At 73.6% G+C, this 18,227-nt stretch carries 14 protein-coding genes and 2 pseudogenes; 9 read left to right on the top strand and 7 right to left on the bottom strand.

The window, feature by feature from the left end:
- Positions 1 to 30 precede the first annotated feature (30 nt).
- The 5 genes and pseudogenes from V1J52_RS02755 to V1J52_RS02735 all read left to right on the top strand — a co-directional run.
- Complete coding sequence (locus V1J52_RS02755; RefSeq protein WP_330137896.1) at positions 31 to 1,437, top strand: GH1 family beta-glucosidase; 1,407 nt, start codon at positions 31 to 33, stop codon at positions 1,435 to 1,437.
- 104 nt (positions 1,438 to 1,541) lie between these two features.
- Positions 1,542 to 2,111 carry a hypothetical protein gene (locus V1J52_RS02750; RefSeq protein WP_330137895.1) on the top strand — a complete coding sequence of 190 codons (570 nt, stop codon included), beginning with the start codon at positions 1,542 to 1,544 and terminating at the stop codon, positions 2,109 to 2,111.
- Positions 1,994 to 2,311 (top strand): annotated as a pseudogene (locus V1J52_RS02745) (response regulator transcription factor); the annotation flags it as partial. The gene V1J52_RS02750 and the pseudogene V1J52_RS02745, both read left to right, overlap by 118 nt.
- A gap of 241 nt (positions 2,312 to 2,552) precedes the next feature.
- Positions 2,553 to 4,103: a PQQ-dependent sugar dehydrogenase gene (locus V1J52_RS02740; RefSeq protein WP_330137894.1), complete on the top strand. Its 1,551-nt coding sequence runs from the start codon at positions 2,553 to 2,555 to the stop codon at positions 4,101 to 4,103.
- 71 nt (positions 4,104 to 4,174) lie between these two features.
- Positions 4,175 to 5,140: pseudogene (locus tag V1J52_RS02735) on the top strand (MMPL family transporter); the annotation flags it as partial.
- A 71-nt stretch (positions 5,141 to 5,211) separates the two neighbouring features.
- Here V1J52_RS02735 and V1J52_RS02730 read toward each other — a convergent pair.
- The gene (locus V1J52_RS02730) at positions 5,212 to 5,799 is read right to left on the bottom strand and encodes a hypothetical protein (protein WP_330137893.1); all 588 of its coding nucleotides are present in this window, start codon (positions 5,797 to 5,799) and stop codon (positions 5,212 to 5,214) included.
- The gene (locus tag V1J52_RS02725; RefSeq protein WP_330137892.1) at positions 5,796 to 6,365 is read right to left on the bottom strand and encodes a hypothetical protein; all 570 of its coding nucleotides are present in this window, start codon (positions 6,363 to 6,365) and stop codon (positions 5,796 to 5,798) included. The genes V1J52_RS02730 and V1J52_RS02725 overlap by 4 nt, the downstream gene beginning before the upstream one ends.
- A 275-nt stretch (positions 6,366 to 6,640) precedes the next feature.
- Here V1J52_RS02725 and V1J52_RS02720 point away from each other — a divergent pair, with 275 nt between their 5' ends.
- Both V1J52_RS02720 and V1J52_RS02715 read left to right on the top strand, forming a co-directional pair.
- On the top strand, positions 6,641 to 8,017 hold the full coding sequence (locus V1J52_RS02720) for a glycoside hydrolase family 9 protein (RefSeq protein WP_330137891.1): 1,377 nt from the start codon (positions 6,641 to 6,643) through the stop codon (positions 8,015 to 8,017).
- On the top strand, positions 8,014 to 8,970 hold the full coding sequence (locus V1J52_RS02715) for a cellulose binding domain-containing protein (RefSeq protein WP_330137890.1): 957 nt from the start codon (positions 8,014 to 8,016) through the stop codon (positions 8,968 to 8,970). The genes V1J52_RS02720 and V1J52_RS02715 overlap by 4 nt, the downstream gene beginning before the upstream one ends.
- Before the next feature lie 57 nt (positions 8,971 to 9,027).
- Here the strand turns inward: V1J52_RS02715 and nrfD are convergent, their stop codons facing one another.
- From nrfD to V1J52_RS02690, 5 genes are all read right to left on the bottom strand, one after another.
- Positions 9,028 to 10,134 (bottom strand): NrfD/PsrC family molybdoenzyme membrane anchor subunit, encoded by a 1,107-nt coding sequence (gene nrfD / locus V1J52_RS02710; protein ID WP_330137889.1) that lies wholly within the window; start codon positions 10,132 to 10,134, stop codon positions 9,028 to 9,030.
- Entirely contained in the window at positions 10,131 to 11,150 is a 1,020-nt protein-coding gene (locus V1J52_RS02705) for a 4Fe-4S dicluster domain-containing protein (protein ID WP_330137888.1), read from the bottom strand. Before V1J52_RS02705 ends, nrfD begins: the two co-directional genes overlap by 4 nt.
- On the bottom strand, positions 11,147 to 14,410 hold the full coding sequence (gene fdh / locus V1J52_RS02700; RefSeq protein WP_330137887.1) for a formate dehydrogenase: 3,264 nt from the start codon (positions 14,408 to 14,410) through the stop codon (positions 11,147 to 11,149). Before fdh ends, V1J52_RS02705 begins: the two co-directional genes overlap by 4 nt.
- 107 nt (positions 14,411 to 14,517) lie before the next feature.
- Positions 14,518 to 15,585, bottom strand: a complete 1,068-nt coding sequence (locus V1J52_RS02695; RefSeq protein WP_330137886.1) for a right-handed parallel beta-helix repeat-containing protein — start codon at positions 15,583 to 15,585, stop codon at positions 14,518 to 14,520.
- 61 nt (positions 15,586 to 15,646) lie between these two features.
- The gene (locus V1J52_RS02690; protein WP_330137885.1) at positions 15,647 to 16,621 is read right to left on the bottom strand and encodes a fibronectin type III domain-containing protein; all 975 of its coding nucleotides are present in this window, start codon (positions 16,619 to 16,621) and stop codon (positions 15,647 to 15,649) included.
- A 418-nt stretch (positions 16,622 to 17,039) separates the two neighbouring features.
- On the opposite strand from V1J52_RS02690, the gene V1J52_RS02685 reads away from it, so the two are divergent.
- Positions 17,040 to 17,633, top strand: a complete 594-nt coding sequence (locus V1J52_RS02685) for a lytic polysaccharide monooxygenase auxiliary activity family 9 protein (RefSeq protein WP_330137884.1) — start codon at positions 17,040 to 17,042, stop codon at positions 17,631 to 17,633.
- 116 nt (positions 17,634 to 17,749) lie between these two features.
- Positions 17,750 to 18,226: a DoxX family protein gene (locus V1J52_RS02680; protein WP_330137883.1), complete on the top strand. Its 477-nt coding sequence runs from the start codon at positions 17,750 to 17,752 to the stop codon at positions 18,224 to 18,226.
- Position 18,227 lies beyond the last annotated feature (1 nt).

Here is an 18,227-nt window from a genome sequence, read left to right as displayed (position 1 = left end):
CCGCCGATCTGCGAAACGGGAGACTCCCCCATGACCGTGACCCCCACCCGCTCCCTCACCCCGGCGGCGGTCCCCGGCATCCCCGCCGGGTTCCGCTGGGGCGTGGCCACCTCCGCGTACCAGATCGAAGGGGCCGCGGCCGAGGACGGCCGGACGCCGTCGATCTGGGACACCTACTGCCGCGTTCCCGGCGCCGTGGCCGGCGGCGAGAACGGCGACGTGGCCTGCGACCACTACCACCGCATGCCGCAGGACGTGGAGCTGCTCGCCGGGCTGGGTGTGGACACCTACCGCTTCTCGCTGTCCTGGCCGCGCATCCAGCCCGGCGGACGCGGCCCGGCCAACGCCAAGGGCCTGGACTTCTACCGGCGGCTCACCGACACCCTGCTGGAGGCGGGCGTCACCCCCTGGGTGACCCTCTACCACTGGGACCTGCCGCAGGAACTGGAGGACGCGGGCGGCTGGCCGGCCCGGGAGACCGCGTACCGGTTCGCCGAGTACGCGCAGCTCGCCTACGACGCGCTCGGCGACCGGGTGGAGCACTGGACCACCCTGAACGAGCCCTGGTGCTCGGCGATGCTCGGCTACGCCTTCGGACAGCACGCCCCGGGCCGCACCGACCTGCCCGCCGCGCTGGACGCCGTCCACCACCTGCTCCTCGGCCACGGCCTGGCGGCCCGCGCCGTGCGGGACGCCGCCGGGAGCCGCCCGCTGGAGCTGGGCATCACCCTCAACCTGGGCACCGCCGACCCGGAGACGGACTCGGACGCCGACCGTGAGGCGTGCCGCCGCGCGGACGGCATGGGCACCCGGCTCTACCTGGACCCGCTGGTGCACGGCCGCTACCCGGCCGACGTCCTGGCGGACCTGGCCGCCCAGGACATCGAACTGCCGGTGCAGGACGGGGACCTGGAGGTGATCGCCACGCCGCTGGACGTGCTCGGGGTGAACTTCTACCGGGGCGCGCTGTTCTCCGGCGTCACCGAGGACGGCTCGCCCACCGGCCAGGACGGCCTGCCGGTGACCCGCGCCGTGGAGCGGGACCTGCCGCGCACCGCGATGGACTGGGAGATCACCCCCGGCTCGCTCACCGACCTGCTGGTGCGCCTCCAGAGGGACTACGGCCTGCCGACGGTGATCACCGAGAACGGAGCCGCCTTCGACGACGGGCCGGTGACCGGCGGCGCCGTCCACGACGAGGAGCGCGTCCGGTACCTCGCCGACCACATCGCGGCGGTCGCCGCCGCGCGGGAGCAGGGCGCGGACGTGCGCGGCTACTTCGCCTGGTCCCTGATGGACAACTTCGAGTGGGCCTACGGCTACGACAAGCGCTTCGGCATCGTCCACGTGGACTACGCCACGCAGGTCAGGACGCTCAAGGACAGCGCGCTGTGGTACCGCGACACCGTCCGCCTCACCCGGCAGGCGGCGCGCTGACCCCCGCCCGGGGGCGCGGGCCGGCGCGCCCGCGCTCCCGGGCGCGGGTCCGCCCGGAGCGGCACCCGGTGCCGGCCCGGGCGGGCCGTGCGTAGGCTTCCGGCATGCCCGTCCCCGCACACCGCGTCCTCACCGGCACGGCGGCCGCCGCACTCGCCGCCGTGCTCGCGTGGGACCTCGGCCACCTCGACGGCGCGCCGCCCGGACGCGTCGCCCTCGGCTGGGCGCTGACCCTGACCGGCTGCGGCGCGCTGTACTGGCGGCTGCGGTGGCCGGTCCCCGTCGCGGTGGTGGTGCTGCTGTGCAACACCGCGTACTACCCGCTCGCCCAGCGTGACTGGCCCCTCCTGCTGCTGGCCCTCGCCCTCGCGCTGTACACCGTCGCCGTGCGCGGGCGCCTGGCCGCCGCCGTCGCCCTGGCCGCGGTGACCCTGCTGGCCGTCGTGGCCGGCGAGCACGCCGCCGCCTCGGACGCACGGCACGTGGACAACCTGGCCCTGTTCCTGCTGGCCGGGCTCGTCGCCGTGGGACGCGCCCTGCGCGTGCGCCAGGCGTACGCGGTGACGCGCTGCTGGCCCCCTCCGTCACCCGGCGGCTCATCGCCGAGTTCGCCGCGGCCGGCCCCGCCAGGCGCCGGCCCGACCCCCGGCAGGCGGCGCGGCTGCGCGCGCTGACCGAGCGGGAGCGGGAGGTCATGGAGCTGGTGGGGGCCGGGCTGTCGAACGACGAGATCGCCCGCCGCCTGGTGCTCAGCCCGGCGACGGCCAAGACGCACGTCAGCCGGGTGATGACGAATCTCGGCGCGCGGGACCGGGCGCAGGTGGTGATCCTCGCGTACGAGACGGGGATGGTCGCCCCCGGCTGGCTGAGCTGACCGCGCTTGCCCCGGCACAGGCGCCAAGCAGGCTCTGTGCGGCGGAAGTTACGGCCGGGGCCTGGTGTGGCGCCATGGAGAGCGGTTACCGTCGTGACGAGGCGCGTCGGCGTACGGAATGCGACTGGTTCCGAGCACTTCCCTCACCTGTGGCCGCGCACGACCGGTACCGGTCGGCGCGCCGCGGACCGCGCGCGTCTCGTCGCCCGTGAAAGCGCCCCCAACGCGTCCTGGAGCCACCATGTTACGACGGCGATGGTCCGGTCCCCTGCTGCTCGCGCTGCTGCTGACCGTGATCGCCCCCCTGCACGCGTCCGCCTCCGCGTCCCCCGCCGGGACGCTCCCCTCCCCCGCGCCGACCGCCTCCGGGGCGGACGCCGCCCCGGCGCCCCTGGCGGACATCACCACGACCACCACCCAGGTCGCCTACGGCCTGAGGCGCCCCACCGCCATCGTCGCCCCCGACGACGGGACCGGCCGCCTGTTCATCACCGAGAAGCCCGGCACCGTCCGCGTCTACCACCCGGACACCGGCCTCGCGCAGACCCCGCTCCTGGACGTCAGCGAGGCCGTCGACACCTCGGGCAACGAGCGCGGGCTGCTCGGGATCGCCCTGGCCCCGGACTTCGCCACGAACCAGGACCTGTACCTGGCGTACACGGCGCTGCCCGACGGCGCGGTCACCCTGGCCCGCTACCGGCTGGACGAGAGCCGCCTGGAGGTGCTGCTGTCGCAGGAGCACTCCGAGTACAGCAACCACAACGGCGGCCAGATCGCCTTCGGCCCCGACGGCCACCTGTACTGGAGCATCGGGGACGGCGGCGGCTCCGGCGACCCCTTCCGCAGCGGCCAGCGCCTGGACACCCTGCTCGGCAAGATCCTGCGGATCGACGTGAGCCGCTCCTGCGGTGACCTGGCCTACTGCGTGCCCGCGGACAACCCGTTCGCCGGGGTCGAGGGCGCCCGTGACGAGATCTGGCTCTACGGGCTGCGCAACGCGTGGCGGTTCTCCTTCGACCAGGCCGACGGCTCCCTGTGGATCGGCGACGTCGGGCAGGGCCGCTGGGAGGAGGTCAACCACCTCGCGCCCGGTGAGGGCGGGGCGAACCTCGGCTGGTCCTGCTACGAGGGGCTGGAGATCTTCGACGCCGGCCACTGCCTGCCCGGCGAGGAGTACACCGAGCCGGTCTTCACGTACTCCCCGTACACCGGCGGCTGCTCGGTCATCGGCGGACACGTCTACCGCGGCGAGGAGTCCGCCCATCTGGTCGGCGGCACCTACATCGCCACCGACTACTGCTCCTCGACCGTGTGGGCGCTGCGCGAGGACGGCAGCGGCGGCTACCAGCAGGCCGAGATCGGTGAGATGCCCACCCAGGTGACGGCGATCGGCACCACGGCCGAGGGCGAGTTCTACGTCGTCAACGACCTGCCCGGCGGTCTGCACCGGGTCTCGTTCGAGCGGGAGCAGGCCACCTGCCGCGTGGACCTCGCCTCCACGTCCTGGGGCACGGGCATGACGGTGGACCTCACCGTCACCAACACCGGCACCACCCCGGTCGACGGCTGGGCGCTGAGGTTCCCGGTGGCGCTGGGCCAGACGGTCATCTCCGACTGGAACACCGACCTCACCCAGCTCAGCAACGTGATCACCGCCTCCGCCGCCACGCACAACCGCACGATCGCGCCGGGGGCGAGCGTCACCCTCGGCTACCTCGTCGAGCACACCGGCGACACCGGCCTCCCGGAGCGGTTCACGCTCAACGGCGACGCCTGCGCCATCGGCGGCTGACACCCGCCTGCGCGCCCCCGGCGCCACCCCGCCCCGGCCGGTCCCTCCGGCCGGGGCGGTGGTGCGTACGCCCCGGCCCGGACGGCACGGCCGTCTCCGGCGACGGCACCATCGCCCACGCCGCGGTGACGCCGGAGACCCGCGCGGAGCGGATGCCGCCGCAGGACACCCGGCGCATCATCGACACCGCGCGGGGCGCGGCAGGCGGCGGCCTCACCGTCGAACTGGGCGGCGAGGCCGTGCGCGGCGCCGAGGAGGGCGGCGGCGGGGCGGCCGAGGGCGCGGGGCTCCTGGGAGCCCTGGTGATCCTGGTGTTCCTCTTCGGCTTCCTGGTCGCTGCGGCCCTGCCGGTGGTGACGGCGCTGTTCGCGGTCGGCGGCACGCTGGGCTGCATCGCCCTGGCCTCCCGCCTCGTCACAGTGGCCGACTTCACCCCGCCGCTGATGACGCTGGTGGGCCTGGGCGTCGGCATCGACTACGCGCTGCTCGTCTTCTCCCGCTACCGCACCGAGGTGCTGGCGGGCGCCGGACCCGAGCGGGCGACGCGGGCGGCGCTGCTGAACCTGCTGAGCATCGGGGCGTCGCTGGGCGCGGTCACCCTGGTGTTCCAGCACGGCTGGCTGGGTCCGCAGCCCGGACCCGTGGAGGCGTTCATCCCGGTGATGATCTTCGCCATCGTCTTCGGGCTGTCGATGGACTACGAGGTCTTCCTGCTGTCCCGCATGCACGAGGAGTACCGGCGCGGCGGCGACCCGCGGGCGGCCGTGCGGGAGGGGCTGGCCCACACGGGCCGTGTCATCACGGCCGCCGCGGCGATCATGATCGTCGTCTTCGGGGCGTTCCTGCTCAGCCCGGACCGCATGCTCCAGCAGTTCGGCCTCGGTCTCGCGGTGGCCATCGCCCTGGACGCGGTGGTGATCCGCTGCCTGATCGTGCCCGCCGTGATGCAGCTCCTGGGCCACCGCGCCTGGTGGCTGCCCGGGCCGCTGGCGCGGTGGCTGCCCGCCGTCGCGCTGGAGCGGCACGGGCGGCACTGACCCGAAGCGCGCACGGCGCGGCCCCCGGACCCGTCGAGCGGGTTCCGGGGGCCGCGCCGTGCGCGTGCCGGTCACAGGGCCAGCAGACGCTCGGTCAGTTCCCGGTACTGGCGCAGGGCCAGCCGCAGTTCCTCCGTCTCGCCCTTCGCCCCGCCGCCCTGCCAGGGCTCGCGCAGGGTGTGGCGCCGTTCGTTGAGGGAGTCGGTCAGGTTCCGGACGGCCTGCTCCAGGACACCGTCCGCGGCCTCGACGGACTCGTGCGGGCTGTCGACGAACGTGTTCACCGCGTGGTGCAGCTGCTCGCCCAGCCGGTCGCGCTCGCCGTGCGGCAGCAGCGTCTCCCGGTGGCCGGCGTGCCGGCCCGGCTCGTCGGCGTGCGGGGCGGCGCCGTTGCCGTAGCCGGTGCCGTTGCCGAGACCGGCACCGTTGTCGTAGCCGTTGCCGGTGTCGTAACCGGCGGCCGGAGCGGCCACCGTGCCCGGGGCGGCGGGGCGTTCGTGCGCGGCGCCGGGCGGGCGCTCGTCCGGTGCGGTGACCGGGCCGGGCGCCGGGGCCGCGTCCGGCGCCCCCTGCTGCGGCCCGCCGGTGCGCAGACCGGCGGTGGGCTGGTCGAACTGGTCGCGGTGCGTGCCGGTGCCGTACTCGTTGTGCGGGGTCACGACGTCTCCCTCTCCTTGCGGTGGTGGCTGCCCGTCGACGCGTCGGCGCCCACGAGGTCGTCGAACAGGGCCCGTGCCTCGATCATGGCTCCGCGCATCTGCTCGGTGCCGTACTCGCCGCGGGCCGCCGCGTGCACCTGCCGGTAGCCGTCGACGTGGTCGGCGTGGTGCACCGACAGGGCGTCCACCTGCTCCTCGTAGGGCTGCGCCGGGGGGAAGCCCGTCTCCTGGGCGACGTGGGCGAGGAGCTGCTCCGCCTCGGCGACGGCCTGCTGCGGCGCGTCGACGAACCGCTCCTGGACGGCCGTCCACTGCTGGGCGTAACCCTCCTTGGCCTGCGGCGGCAGCGGGTGCGGGCGCAGCGACCCGTGCCGGTCGAGCCGGGCGCCGAGTTCCTCCTCGGCTGCCTTCTTGTCACCGTGGTGCCGGTCCAGGACCCGTTCGTACTCGGGCCCGAAACGGCGTTTGAGGTCGCGCCCGCCGCCCTTCGCGCGGGCCATGTACAGCCCCGCGGCGAGGAGGACGACGAGCACCGCGACCACTGCGATGATCACGACCGTGTTCATGCTGGGGTACCCCGGCTTCTCTCGTCTTCGGGTTCGTCCCACGGTCGGATTGCCAGGAAGGTGATCGGTAAACCGCCGCGGCGGGTACCACTTGGCCGCCGACGCCTCCCGGACCGCCCCGCCAAGGCGCCCCTCCGGGACGCCGCGCCCGGGTGCCCCGGGCGGAGAACCCGCGGCGCCCCAGCGATTGACAGCCCGTCCGGCCCACGCCACCATCCCCCTTTGGGAGCGCTCCCACTCCCGTAGGGCCGCACCGACACCCCAAGGAGCGACACATGACCCGCACACGGACCGGCTGGGCGGGCCGGTTACGCCTGCTCCTGGCGGGCTCGCTGCTCGCCGGGGCGCTGGTGCCCCTGAGCGCGACGGCGGCCCAGGCCGCTGCTCCCCGGTTCGACTACGGGGAGGCGCTGCAGAAGTCGATCCTCTTCTACGAGGCCCAGCAGTCCGGTGAGATCCCGGAGTTCAACCGGGTCTCCTGGCGCGGCGACTCGGGCATGGCGGACGGCGCGGACGCCGGCGTGGACCTCACCGGCGGCTGGTACGACGCCGGGGACCACGTCAAGTTCGGCTTCCCGATGGCGTTCTCGGCCACCATGCTGGCCTGGGGCGCCGTCGCCAACGAGGACGCCTACGCCGACGCCGGGCAGCTCGTCCACCTCAAGAACAACCTGCGCTTCGTGAACGACTACTTCGTCAAGGCGCACCCCGAACCGGACGTGCTGTACGGGCAGGTGGGCCACGGCGGCAGGGACCACGCCTGGTGGGGCCCGGCCGAGGTGATGCCGATGGAGCGGCCCGCCTACCGGATCGACGCCTCCTGCCCCGGTTCCGACCTCGCCGGTGAGACGGCGGCGGCCATGGCGGCGTCCTCGATCGTCTTCGCCGGTGACGATCCGGCCTACTCCGCGACGCTGCTGGAACACGCCGAGGAGTTGTACGCCTTCGCCGACACCCACCGGGGCAAGTACTCCGACTGCATCACCGACGCCCAGAGCTACTACAACTCCTGGAGCGGCTACCACGACGAACTGGTGTGGGGCGCGCTGTGGCTGTACCAGGCCACCGGGGACGCCGCCTACCTCGCCAGGGCCGAGGACTCCTACGCGGACCTGGGCACCGAGCCGCAGACTGACACCAAGTCCTACCGGTGGACGATCGCCTGGGACGACAAGTCCTACGGCGCCTACGTCCTGCTCGCCCAGCTCACCGGCGAGCAGCGCTACCGGGACGACGCGAACCGGTGGCTGGACTACTGGACGGTCGGCGTGAACGGGCAGCGGGTGCCCCACTCCCCCGGCGGGCAGGCCGTACTGGACCGCTGGGGCTCCCTGCGCTACGCCGCCAACACCGCCTTCGTCGCCCTCGTCTACGCCGAGTGGCTTCCCGCCGACGACCCGCGCAAACGGCGCTACCACGACTTCGCGGTACGCCAGATCGACTACGCGCTCGGCGACAACCCGCGCGGCTCCAGCTACGTGGTGGGCTTCGGCGAGAACCCGCCGCGCAACCCGCACCACCGCACCGCGCACGGCTCGTGGACGGACCAGCTCAGCAGCCCCGCGGGCAGCCACCACACCCTCTACGGCGCGCTGGTCGGGGCCCGAGCGGGCCGGACGACTCCTACACCGACGAGCGTGACAACTACGTGAACAACGAGGTGGCCACGGACTACAACGCCGGGCTCACCGGCGCCCTGGCCTACCTGTACGAGGAGTTCGGCGGCAGTCCGCTGGCCGGTTTCCCCCAGCCGGAGGCACCGGACGGCCCGGAGATGACGGTGCGGGCGTCCGTCAACGCCGCGGGTGAGCACTTCACCGAGATCAAGGCGTACGTCGTCAACACCTCCGCGTGGCCGGCGCGGGCGCTGACCGAGGGGACGTTCCGCTACTACTTCACGCTGGAGCCGGGCGTCGACCCGTCCGACATCACGACGACGACCCGCTACAACCAGTGCGGCGAGGTGCGCGGACCGACCCGGTACGCCGGTGACGTCTACTACGTCACCGCCGACTGCTCGGACACGGTCATCGCCCCGGCCGGGCAGTCGGCGTACCGCAAGGAGATCCAGTTCCGCCTCACCTCGGCCGGCGCCTGGGACCCGTCCGACGACTGGTCCTACCAGGGCATCCCGGCCGTCCCCGGCAGCACGCCCGTCCCCACCGAGCGGATCGTGCTCTTCGACGGCGCGGACGAGGTGTGGGGCCAGCACCCCGACGGCACCGCTCCCGGACCCGGCCCGGAGCCGGACCCGGAGCCCGAGCCGGAGCCGGAACCGGAGGAGCCTGAAGAGGGCTGGTTCTGCTCCGCCACCCTGGCCGTGACCAGCAGCTGGAGCAGCGGCTACACCGCGGAGGTGACGATCCGCAACACCTCGATCACGCCCGTGGACGGCTGGACGCTCTCCTTCCGCCTCCCGGGCGGCGAACGCATCGTGCAGAGCTGGAACGGCACGGCCACCCAGGAGGGGGACACCGTGACCGTCACCGACGCCGGGCACAACGCCGCCCTCGTGCCCGGTTCCCCGGTGACCTTCGGGTTCCAGGCGTCCGGCACCGCGAGCCCGCCGGAGGGGTGGCGGCTCAACGGCACCGACTGCGCCTGACGGCCGGGGACCGGCCGCGCCCGGCGGACGCGGCCGGTCCCCGGCGGACGCACCGGATCAGGAGTCGGCGGGCTCCTGGTCCGGCCCGCCGCCGGCCTGCCGCCGTTCCTCGGCGCGGCGCCGCTCCAGCCGTTCGCGCTGCGGCACGACCGTGTATTTGGGGTCCTCGGCGGAGGCGATCCCGGCGTGGAAGACGCCGAGGCGGGTGCACGCCGAGGCGGCGAGCAGCGCCGCGCCCGAGACGGCCGCCGCCGCCCGGCTGCGGCGGCCCAGCAGGGCGGCACCGGCGGCGCCCGCCACCGACAGGGCCTGCGCGGCCCGCAGGTACCTGCCCGCCCTCCCGGTGCGGTAGGTCTCGGCCGCCAGTCCCATCCGGTGCTCCATGGTCTTCGTGGCGGCCACCTCGGCCACCGCGCCGAGGACGGCAGCGCCCCGGGCCGGGCCGTTCTCCCGCACCGGTGAGGCGGCCAGTGCCATCCCCGAGGCCGCGACCGCGGCCGAGCCGGTGAAGACGAACGGCATCTGGCGGTAGCCGTCGTGCCAGCCGGGCACGGCGGTGTCGGACGCCAGCACCGCCGTGTAGGCGGCGACCGCGGGGCCGAGCAGCGCCGCGGCCCCCGTCGCGGCGCGCTCGAGGCGCGGCAGCCGGCCCCACACGTCGAGCACGGCGGCGGCGCCGGCCGCCGGTCCGTAGGCGGCCAGCAGCCAGGAGCCGACGCTCATGGGGGACGTCGGCTTCACCACCCGCAGCATGTTGGCGAACCGTCCGGGCCTGCCCAGGTCGTGGATGAGCAGCCCGGTGGAGCCGGAGACGGCGGCCAGCGAGGACACCTTCATGGCCCGTGCCATGCCGGGCCGTCCGGTCAGCGCGGCTCCGGCGGCGAGCACGGACCCCGCCCCGGCCAGACCCCCGAGGAAGAAGTACCCGGCGATGTCCCGGGCGCTCCACGCGGGCGCCTTGATGACCGGCCTGCCGTAGTAGGAGGAGAACTCGGCCTCCGGCACCATGAGCTGCTCGCCCCTGCGCCCCCGGCGGCGGCCGGAGCGGCGGCCGTCCGGGCGGGTCCCGTCGGCACCTGCCCCGTCCAGGCCCTGGCCGACCAGGGCCTCCCGCGGGGGCCGCTCGCCCCGGATGCCCTGCCGGGTCACGTCACCGCTGTTCATCGACGCCTCCCGGGCAGTCGTCCGCTGGCCGCGAAGACGGCGGCCAGGCCACCGAGCAGGGTCGCGGCGGCGGCACCGGCGTGCCGCCACATCGAGGACAGGTCCCGTGTGGTGACGACCGGGTCCGGCGGCAGTCCGTAGACCTCCGGCTCGTCCAGCAGGAGGAAGAACGCGCCGTCGCCGCCCACGCCGTCGTCCGGGTCCTCGCCGTACAGGCGGGCGTCGGTGACGCCCGCCGCGTGCAGTTGCGCCACCCGGCCCGCGGCCCGCTCGCGCAGTTCGTCCAGCGGGCCGAACTGGATCGACTCGGTGGGGCACGCCTTGGCGCAGGCGGGTTCCTGGCCCGCGCCGAGCCGGTCGTAGCACAGCGTGCACTTCCAGGCCCGGCCGTCGCCGGGGCGCTGCTCGATCACCCCGTACGGGCAGGCGGGCACGCAGTAGCCGCAGCCGTTGCAGATGTCCTCCTGCACCACGACGGTGCCGAACTCGGTGCGGAACAGCGACCCGGTGGGGCAGACGTCCAGGCAGGCCGCGTGCGTGCAGTGCTTGCACACGTCGGAGGACATGAGCCAGCGCAGCTCGGTGCGCCCGTCGGGTGACGGCGCGCCCCCGGGCGCGGGCGTGGTGGGCGTCATCGCCGCCTCGGCGGGCGGGGTGCCCGAGCCCTGGGCGGCGAGCGCGAACACGTCCACGTCGCTGTGGTCGGCGGCGGTCTGCGCGTGGCCGAGCGGCTTGTTCTGCTCGATGAACGCCACGTGCCGCCAGGTGGAGGCGCCGAGCTGCTGGCTGTTGTCGTAGGACATGCCCGTGAGTTCGAGGCCGTCCTCGGGGAGGGCGTTCCACTCCTTGCAGGCGACCTCGCACGCCTTGCAGCCGATGCACACGGAGGTGTCGGTGAAGAACCCCATGCGCTGGCGCGCGTCGGTGTGCCCGGAGTCGCCCGCCGGGTCGGGTTCGGCGCCCGCGAGCAGGTTGCGGCCGACGAGGGAGCCGGGTGAGGCGGCGGTCTCCGTCATCCGCGCACCTCCGTCCCCGTGCGCTCGGTGAGGCCGGCGCGCTCCTGGTAGGAGTGGAGCAGGTCGAGCAGGGCGGGGCCGCGGGGCCGTCGTCCGGGCCTGATGTCGGCGGTCAGCGCCTTCACCTCCTGGATGTGTACGTTCGGGTCGAGTGCGATGGCCGACAGCTCGTTGGCCGCGTCACCGCGCGCGTAGCCGTTGGGGCCCCAGTGGTAGGGCAGGCCGATCTGGTGGACGGTGTGCCCTCCCACGGTCAGCGGCGCCATCCGCTGCGTGACCATGACCCGCGCCTCGATGACGCCGCGCGCGCTCACCAGCGTCGCCCACCCGGTGTGCTCCAGACCGCGTTCGGCGGCGAGCTGCGGGGAGACCTCGCAGAAGAACTCCGGTTGCAGTTCCGCCAGGTAGGGCGACCAGCGGGTCATGCCGCCGGCGGTGAAGTGCTCGGTGAGCCGGTAGGTCGTCACCACGTAGGGGTAGACGTCGTTGCCGGGTTCGCCCGCGGTGGGGTGGAAGCGGTTGTGCTCGGAGGAGATCGCCTGCCGCACCGGGTTGCGCTGCTGGTCGGGGTAGAGCGGGTTGCGGACGGGTGAGTCCTGCGGCTCGTAGTGCGTGGGCATCGGGCCGTCGACCAGCCCGGCCGGGGCGTAGAGCCACGCCTTGCCGTCCGCCTGCATGATGAAGGGGTCGGTGCCGCTGAGGGCGTCGGAACCCTCGGCGTCCTGCGGAGGCCGGTAGGACGGCGCCCGGTCGGCGATGAAGTCCGGCGTGTCGTGCCCGGTCCACCGGCCGGCTTCCTCGTCCCACCACACCAGCGCCTTGCGCTCGCTCCAGGGCCGGCCCTCGGGGTCGGCCGAGGCGCGGTTGTAGAGGATGCGTCGGTTGGCGGGCCAGGCCCACGCCCACTCGGCCGCGATCCAGTCCTGCTCGGTGTGCGGCTTCTTGCGGGCGGCCTGGTTGACGCCGTCGGCGTACACCCCGCAGTAGATCCAGCAGCCGCAGGACGTGGAGCCGTCGTCGGTGAGCTGCTCGTAGGAGTGCAGGGGGGTGCCGTCGGCCGCGCGGCCGTTGATCTCGGCGAGCACCGCCTCGGCGTCCGGTTCGGCCAGGGGGCCTTCGGTGGGGTAGTCCCAGGTGAGGTCGAGCAGCGGACGGTCCCTGGGGTCGGTGGAGCCGCGCAGCCGCTCCCTGAGACGCCGCCCGAGGTGGTACATGAACCACAGGTCGCTGCGTGCGTCGCCGTCGGGTTCCTTGGCCGCGGAGTGCCACTGGAGCATGCGGTTGGTGTTGGTGAAGGACCCGGACTTCTCGGTGTGCGCGGCGGCGGGGAAGAAGAACACCTCGGTGGCGATGTCCTCGGTGCGCAGCTCCCCGGTGGCGATCTCGGGGCCGTCCTTCCACCAGGTGGCCGATTCGATCAGCGAGAAGTCGCGCACGACGAGCCAGTCCAGCTCGGCCATGCCCAGCCGCTGCATCTTGGCGTTCGCCGAGCCGACGGCCGGGTTCTCGCCCATCAGGAAGTAGCCCTTGCAGACGCCGTCGAGCTGGGCCAGGACGGTGTCGTAGGTGCTGTGCGAGCCGGTCAGCCGGGGCAGGTGGCCGAAGCAGTAGTCGTTGTCCGCGGTGGCGGCGTCGCCGAAGTACGCCTTGAGCAGGCTCACGGCGTAGGAGCGCATGTTGGCCCAGTAGCCCTTCTTCGTCCGCACGCCCTCCACGAAGGCGTCCAGGTTCTCGTGGGCGTGGGCGTGCGGCATGGGGAGGTAGCCGGGCAGCAGGTTGAACAGCGTCGGGATGTCGCTGGAGCCCTGGATGCTGGCGTGGCCGCGCAGCGCCTGGATGCCGCCGCCGGGCCGTCCCATGTTGCCCAGCAGCAGCTGGAGGATGCAGGCGGTGCGGATGTACTGGGCGCCGACGGTGTGCTGCGTCCAGCCGACGGCGTACACGAACTCGCTCGTGCGCTCCCGGCCCGAGTTCTCCACCAGGGCCCGGCACACCTCGGCGAACACGTCCCTGGGGATGCCGCAGGTCTCCTCGACCATCTCGGGCGTGTAGCGGGCGTAGTGGCGCTTGAGGATCTGGTAGACACAGCGCGGGTGTTCCAGCGTGCGGTCCTCGTGCTGCTCGCCGGAGATGGCCGCGCCGCCGGAGCCGTGCGACTCCGCGCCGCCGGAGGAGGAGCTGTTGCGCCCGGGGCCCGAGCGCTCCCGGTACAGCTCGTCGCGCTTGCCCGACGCGGCCTGGACGCTGGCGCCCTCGTACTGCCAGGTTTCGACGTCGTACGCGCCGCCCTCCTCGTCCAGACCGGAGAAGAGGCCGCCCAGGTCCTCGGTGTCGCGGAACTCCTCGCCGACGATGGTGGCGGCGTTGGTGTACTCCAGCACGAACTCGCGGAACTCGTGGCCGCCGCTGAGGACGTGGTTGATGATGCCGCCGAGGAAGGCGATGTCGGTGCCCGCCCGGATCGGCACGTGCAGGTCGGCCAGTGCGCTGGTGCGGGTGTAGCGGGGGTCGACGTGGATGACCTTCGCGCCGCGCGCCTTGGCCTCCATCACCCACTGGAAGCCGACGGGGTGGGCCTCGGCGAAGTTGGAGCCCTCGATGACGATGCAGTCCGAGTTCTGCAGGTCCTGCATGAACGTCGTCGCCCCGCCCCGCCCGAAGGAGGTGCCCAGACCGGCGACCGTGGAGCTGTGGCAGACCCGGGCCTGGTTCTCCACCTGCACGACGCCCAGCGCGGTGAGGAGTTTCTTGATGAGGTAGTTCTCCTCGTTGTCCAGCGTCGCGCCGCCGAGGCTGGCGATGCCCAGCGTGCGGTTGACCCGCAGGCCCTCGTCCTCCTCCTGCCAGTTCTCCTCGCGGGTGCGCAGCACCCGGTCGACCACCATGTCCATCGCCGTGTCCAGGTCCAGGCGTTCCCAGTCCCCAGCGTGGGGGCGCCGGTAGAGGACCTCGTGGCGGCGGGCGTCCCCGGTGGTGAGCTGGAGCGTGGCCGAGCCCTTGGGGCACAGGCGGCCCCGGCTGACGGGCGAGTCGGGGTCGCCCTCGATCTGGACGACCCGCTCGTCCTTGACGTACACGTTCTGCCCGCAGCCCACCGCGCAGTAGGGGCAGACGGACTTGACGACCCGGTCGGCGTCTTCGGTGCGGGGGGTGAGGGAGCGTGTGGTCCGTGACGTGGCGGCCGCTCCGCGTCCGAGCGGGTCGCTGCCGGTGAGCTGTCGGTAGACGGGCCAGTCCTGGATCCAGGTCCGCATGCCCATGTGGAAGTCCCCTCCGCCGGTCCGGGCTCGTGTCTCGGCGCGCTGGGTGCCCGCCCGGGGCGGGTTTCACACCTGCGGCGACCCGGTGCGCGTGGCGCAGGGGCGGGTCAGCCGACCGGGACCCCCGGGTTGACCAGGCCGTCTCCCCCGGTGACGGTGTTGTCGCCGGTGACGGTCACCGGGCAGGTGAGCGGATCGTGGTGGGTGATGTCGAAGGCGTAGCGGCCGGTGCCGCGCGCGCCGCTGAGGTCGGAGTGGTTGGCGCGGAAGACGGTGCCGCAGCCCCATCCGGGGCGCTGGCTGTGCGTCTGGTAGCCGTCCTGGAGGGTGCCGTGGCCCCGGTTGTTCTCGATGAGGTAGCCGTTGCCCTTCACATCCACCCACGAGTCGTCGTAGTGGGCCCCGGTGAGGCCGTCGCCCAGGAAGGTGTTGCCGGAGACGACACCGCCCGTGGTGCCCTCCTTGAGGTCGATGTTCTCGCCGCCGACGCGGGGGCCGATGACGTTGTCGAGGATGCGGACGTGGTCGCTGCGGTCGGTGAGGGTGTTCGCGGAGCCGACGTAGACGCCTTCCCCCATCCCCCTGCCGTTGGTGCCGGTGTCGCGGATGGTGGAGTTCCGCAGCACCCCGTGGCTGCTGGAGGTGCGGAAGTGCACGCCCTCCATGGTGAGGGTGTGCACGGTGACGGCGTCGATGACGACGTGGTCGGAGGCGTCGACCATGATGCCCTTCTGCCCGCCGGTGACGGTGATCCCGTGGATCGTCCAGTGGCTCGCGCCGTTCACGTGCAGCCCGTAGCCGCCGCCGGGGTTCCAGGTGACGAGCACGGCGCGGGGCGAGCCGGTCAGCGTGATGCGGCGCTCGGCCGTGCCGGGGCGGCTGATCTTGAAGTTGCCCCGGTAGGTGCCGTCCGCCAGCCGGATCGTCTGCCCCGGCGCGGCCGCGTCCAGCGCCGCTGCCAGCCCGGCGCCGTCGGTGACGGTGACGGTGTCGCTGCCGGTGTCCCCGGGGCCGGGCGGGACGGTGGCCGCGGGCCGGGCGGTGGCGGCGGGGCCGGCGCTGACCGGCGGCGCGGCGAGCACCGTGACGCCGAGGCCGAGCAGGGCGGCGGCGGACGCGGCGTACCGGGAGCGGCGGTGCGGGCGGCGGGGGCGGGGGCGGCGGGTCTCAAGCATGGCGGGCTCCTTGCGGACGGGCCGGTGGGGGCGGAGCGCGGGGCGCCGGTGCGCCCCGCTGTCAGCCGGACGGAGCCGGGTCCGCCATGGTGACGGTGCGCTCGGGGGTGAAGCCGCCCCAGTGCCCGTCGGGCAGCTTGGCTCGGATCTTGACGGTGTGCCGGGTGCCCGGTTCGCCGCCCACGTGGAGCCGGTGGGTGACGCGTTCCTCGGACGCCGAGGTGTCCCACACGAGCGTGGTGGCGAACTTTCCGTCGAGGTGGATCTCGTACTCGGACGTCCGCACTCCGGTGTCCGGCGGGACCCACGACAGTTCGAGGTGCTGCCCGTCCTCGTCCGCGACGGCCCGGAAGCCGTCCGGCGCGGTGCTTTCGCCGCCGCCGGACCCGGCGGCCGTGGTGAGCGCGGCGGCGGGGCTGGCGGGCGAGACGTTGCCGGCCGCGTCCCTGGCCTGGACGGTGAACCGGTACGCGGTCTCCGGGCGCAGTCCGGTGATCAGGGCGGAGGTGGAGTCCCCGGTGACACTGTGGATCCTGGTGCCGCTCTGCAGGACGTCGTAGGAGGTCACACCCGTGTCGTCGGACGCCTCCTGCCAGGTGAGCGTGGCCGCGCGGGAGCCGTCCGCCCGCGCGGTGAGGCCGTCCGGCCGGGTGGGGGGCGTCTCGTCCTGGTGGTCGGACAGCGTGGTGACGGTGACCTCCCTGCTGTACGGCGAGAAGTTGCCGTCGGCGTCCTTGGCCCGGACGGTGAACGTGTACCGGGCCGAGGGCTTCAGTCCTTTGACGTCCACCATGTACTTCTCGCCGGGCACCTCCGTGACGCGTTCCCCGTCGCGGTAGACCTCGTAGCCGCTGATGTCCTCCCCGGCGTCCGCCCGGTTCCACATCACGTGCACGGACGTGGCCGTGCCGGCGTGCACGGTCAGGCCGGCCGGTGCCTCGGGGCCGGGCGGCCCCTCCCCCGCGCCGGCCGCGCAGGCGGTCAGCGGCAGGGCCGCGGCGACCAGCAGGGCGGCGGTGGCAACTGTCCGTCTCACAGCGGGTCTCCGTTCGCCAGTAATGGTCTAGACATATATGGCACACAGGCCGGTCGACAGCAAGAGTCCGGCCGTCACCGCCGGTTGCCCGGAAAAAGTTCCGGAACTCTCACGACCACGGCACCGGCGGCTCTGCGGCCCTCCTGCCTTCCCGGGTGCAACGTTCCGACCGCGTCGGGCACTTACCGGCGATGCTCGGCCGTTGCGCAGGGTGCACGCCTGGGCGGCATGATCGCAAAGCTTGCACCACCGGCCGGCCCCCGCACCGGTTCGCAGTCCCGAAGCACCGGCCAACCGGAATCCATGCGTCGTTGGCCTGGACATGCCGGAAACCCAGAGTTACGGTCAGCTTGGTCTAGACCTGCTCAACCGACGTCAAACTCCAGTGATTTCAGGCCCCCACGTTCAGGAGTGAGGCATGCACAAGAAGCTCACGACGGCCCTGGTCGCCCTCGGCACCGCGGCCACCACGGTGCTGGTCGCCGGCGGCTCCGCCCAGGGCCACGGCTACAGCCAGGCCCCCACCAGCCGGCAGGCGTACTGCGCCAACGGCACGGTGTCCAACTGCGGCGCCATCCAGTGGGAACCGCAGAGCGTCGAAGGCCCCAAGGGCTTCCCGGCCGGCGGACCCGCCGACGGCAAGATCTGCTCGGCGGGCAACGGCGGCTTCGCGGCGCTGGACGACCCCCGGGGCGGCAACTGGCCGACCACGCAGCTGCGTCCGGGGCAGGGCTACACCTTCCAGTGGAAGATGACCGCCCCGCACCGCACCACCGACTTCCGCTACTACATCACCAAGGACGGCTGGGACCCGACCAAGCCGCTCACCCGCGCCGACCTGGAGCCGCAGCCGTTCATGACGGTGCACATGGGCGGCCGCCAGCCGGCGTTCAACGAGACCCACCAGGGCTCCGTGCCCACGGGCAAGTCCGGCCGCCACCTCATCCTCGGGGTGTGGAGCGTCCACGACACCACCAACGCGTTCTACTCCTGCGCGGACGTCAAGTTCTAGACCTGCGCATTCGGCGGTGGGCGCCGGCGGCATCCGTGCCGCCGGCGCCCACCGCGATCCTCCGCTCCCAGGCCGTGCACGCGCCGCCCGCCGGGCGGACGCGGGGAAGGGCTGTCATGGCACTGCCGCCGTACCAGCACAGGGACCACACCGTTCTCGCACTGTTCCGCGCCGTCGTGGGACTGCTGTTCGCCTGCCACGGGGCCGCCACCCTCTTCGACGTGTTCGGCGGCGCCTACGGCGCACCACCGGCCGTCGGGCAGTGGCCCGGATGGTGGGCCGCCGTCATCCAGCTCGTCGGCGGCGGGCTCGTGCTGCTGGGCGTCGGCGCCCGCAGCGCCGCCGTCGTCTGCTCCGGGTCGATGGCCTACGCCTACTTCGTCAAGCACCAGCCCGGTGCCCTCCTGCCGATCGAGAACGGCGGTGAGGCGGCCGCGCTGTTCTGCTGGTGCTTCCTGCTCGTCGCCGCGCTCGGCCCCGGCCGGTGGACGCTGGACTCGCTGCTGACCGGACCCCGCCGCGCCTCCGCGCGGCCGGACGCCGCCGGCCCGGCACAGGCCGGTGGCGGCGCCCCCCACGCCACCGCGCCCTGAC

The sequence above is a fragment of the Streptomyces solitudinis genome (assembly GCF_036323765.1).
Lineage (GTDB): Bacteria > Actinomycetota > Actinomycetes > Streptomycetales > Streptomycetaceae > Streptomyces.
Note: the sequence above shows the minus strand (reverse complement) of the source record. Positions and strands in the feature narration are given on the sequence as shown.

What these genes read in the sequence shown, in the direction of transcription:
- V1J52_RS02680 (WP_330137883.1), top strand. Translation starts at nt 17,750, where the DNA reads ATGGCACTGCCGCCGTACCAGCACAGGGACCACACCGTTCTCGCACTG.
- V1J52_RS02685 (WP_330137884.1), top strand. Translation starts at nt 17,040, where the DNA reads ATGCACAAGAAGCTCACGACGGCCCTGGTCGCCCTCGGCACCGCGGCC.
- V1J52_RS02725 (WP_330137892.1), bottom strand. Translation starts at nt 6,365, where the DNA reads ATGAACACGGTCGTGATCATCGCAGTGGTCGCGGTGCTCGTCGTCCTC.
- nrfD (WP_330137889.1), bottom strand. Translation starts at nt 10,134, where the DNA reads ATGAACAGCGGTGACGTGACCCGGCAGGGCATCCGGGGCGAGCGGCCC.
- V1J52_RS02705 (WP_330137888.1), bottom strand. Translation starts at nt 11,150, where the DNA reads ATGACGGAGACCGCCGCCTCACCCGGCTCCCTCGTCGGCCGCAACCTG.
- V1J52_RS02695 (WP_330137886.1), bottom strand. Translation starts at nt 15,585, where the DNA reads ATGCTTGAGACCCGCCGCCCCCGCCCCCGCCGCCCGCACCGCCGCTCC.
- V1J52_RS02750 (WP_330137895.1), top strand. Translation starts at nt 1,542, where the DNA reads ATGCCCGTCCCCGCACACCGCGTCCTCACCGGCACGGCGGCCGCCGCA.
- fdh (WP_330137887.1), bottom strand. Translation starts at nt 14,410, where the DNA reads ATGGGCATGCGGACCTGGATCCAGGACTGGCCCGTCTACCGACAGCTC.
- V1J52_RS02740 (WP_330137894.1), top strand. Translation starts at nt 2,553, where the DNA reads ATGTTACGACGGCGATGGTCCGGTCCCCTGCTGCTCGCGCTGCTGCTG.
- V1J52_RS02720 (WP_330137891.1), top strand. Translation starts at nt 6,641, where the DNA reads ATGACCCGCACACGGACCGGCTGGGCGGGCCGGTTACGCCTGCTCCTG.
- V1J52_RS02755 (WP_330137896.1), top strand. Translation starts at nt 31, where the DNA reads ATGACCGTGACCCCCACCCGCTCCCTCACCCCGGCGGCGGTCCCCGGC.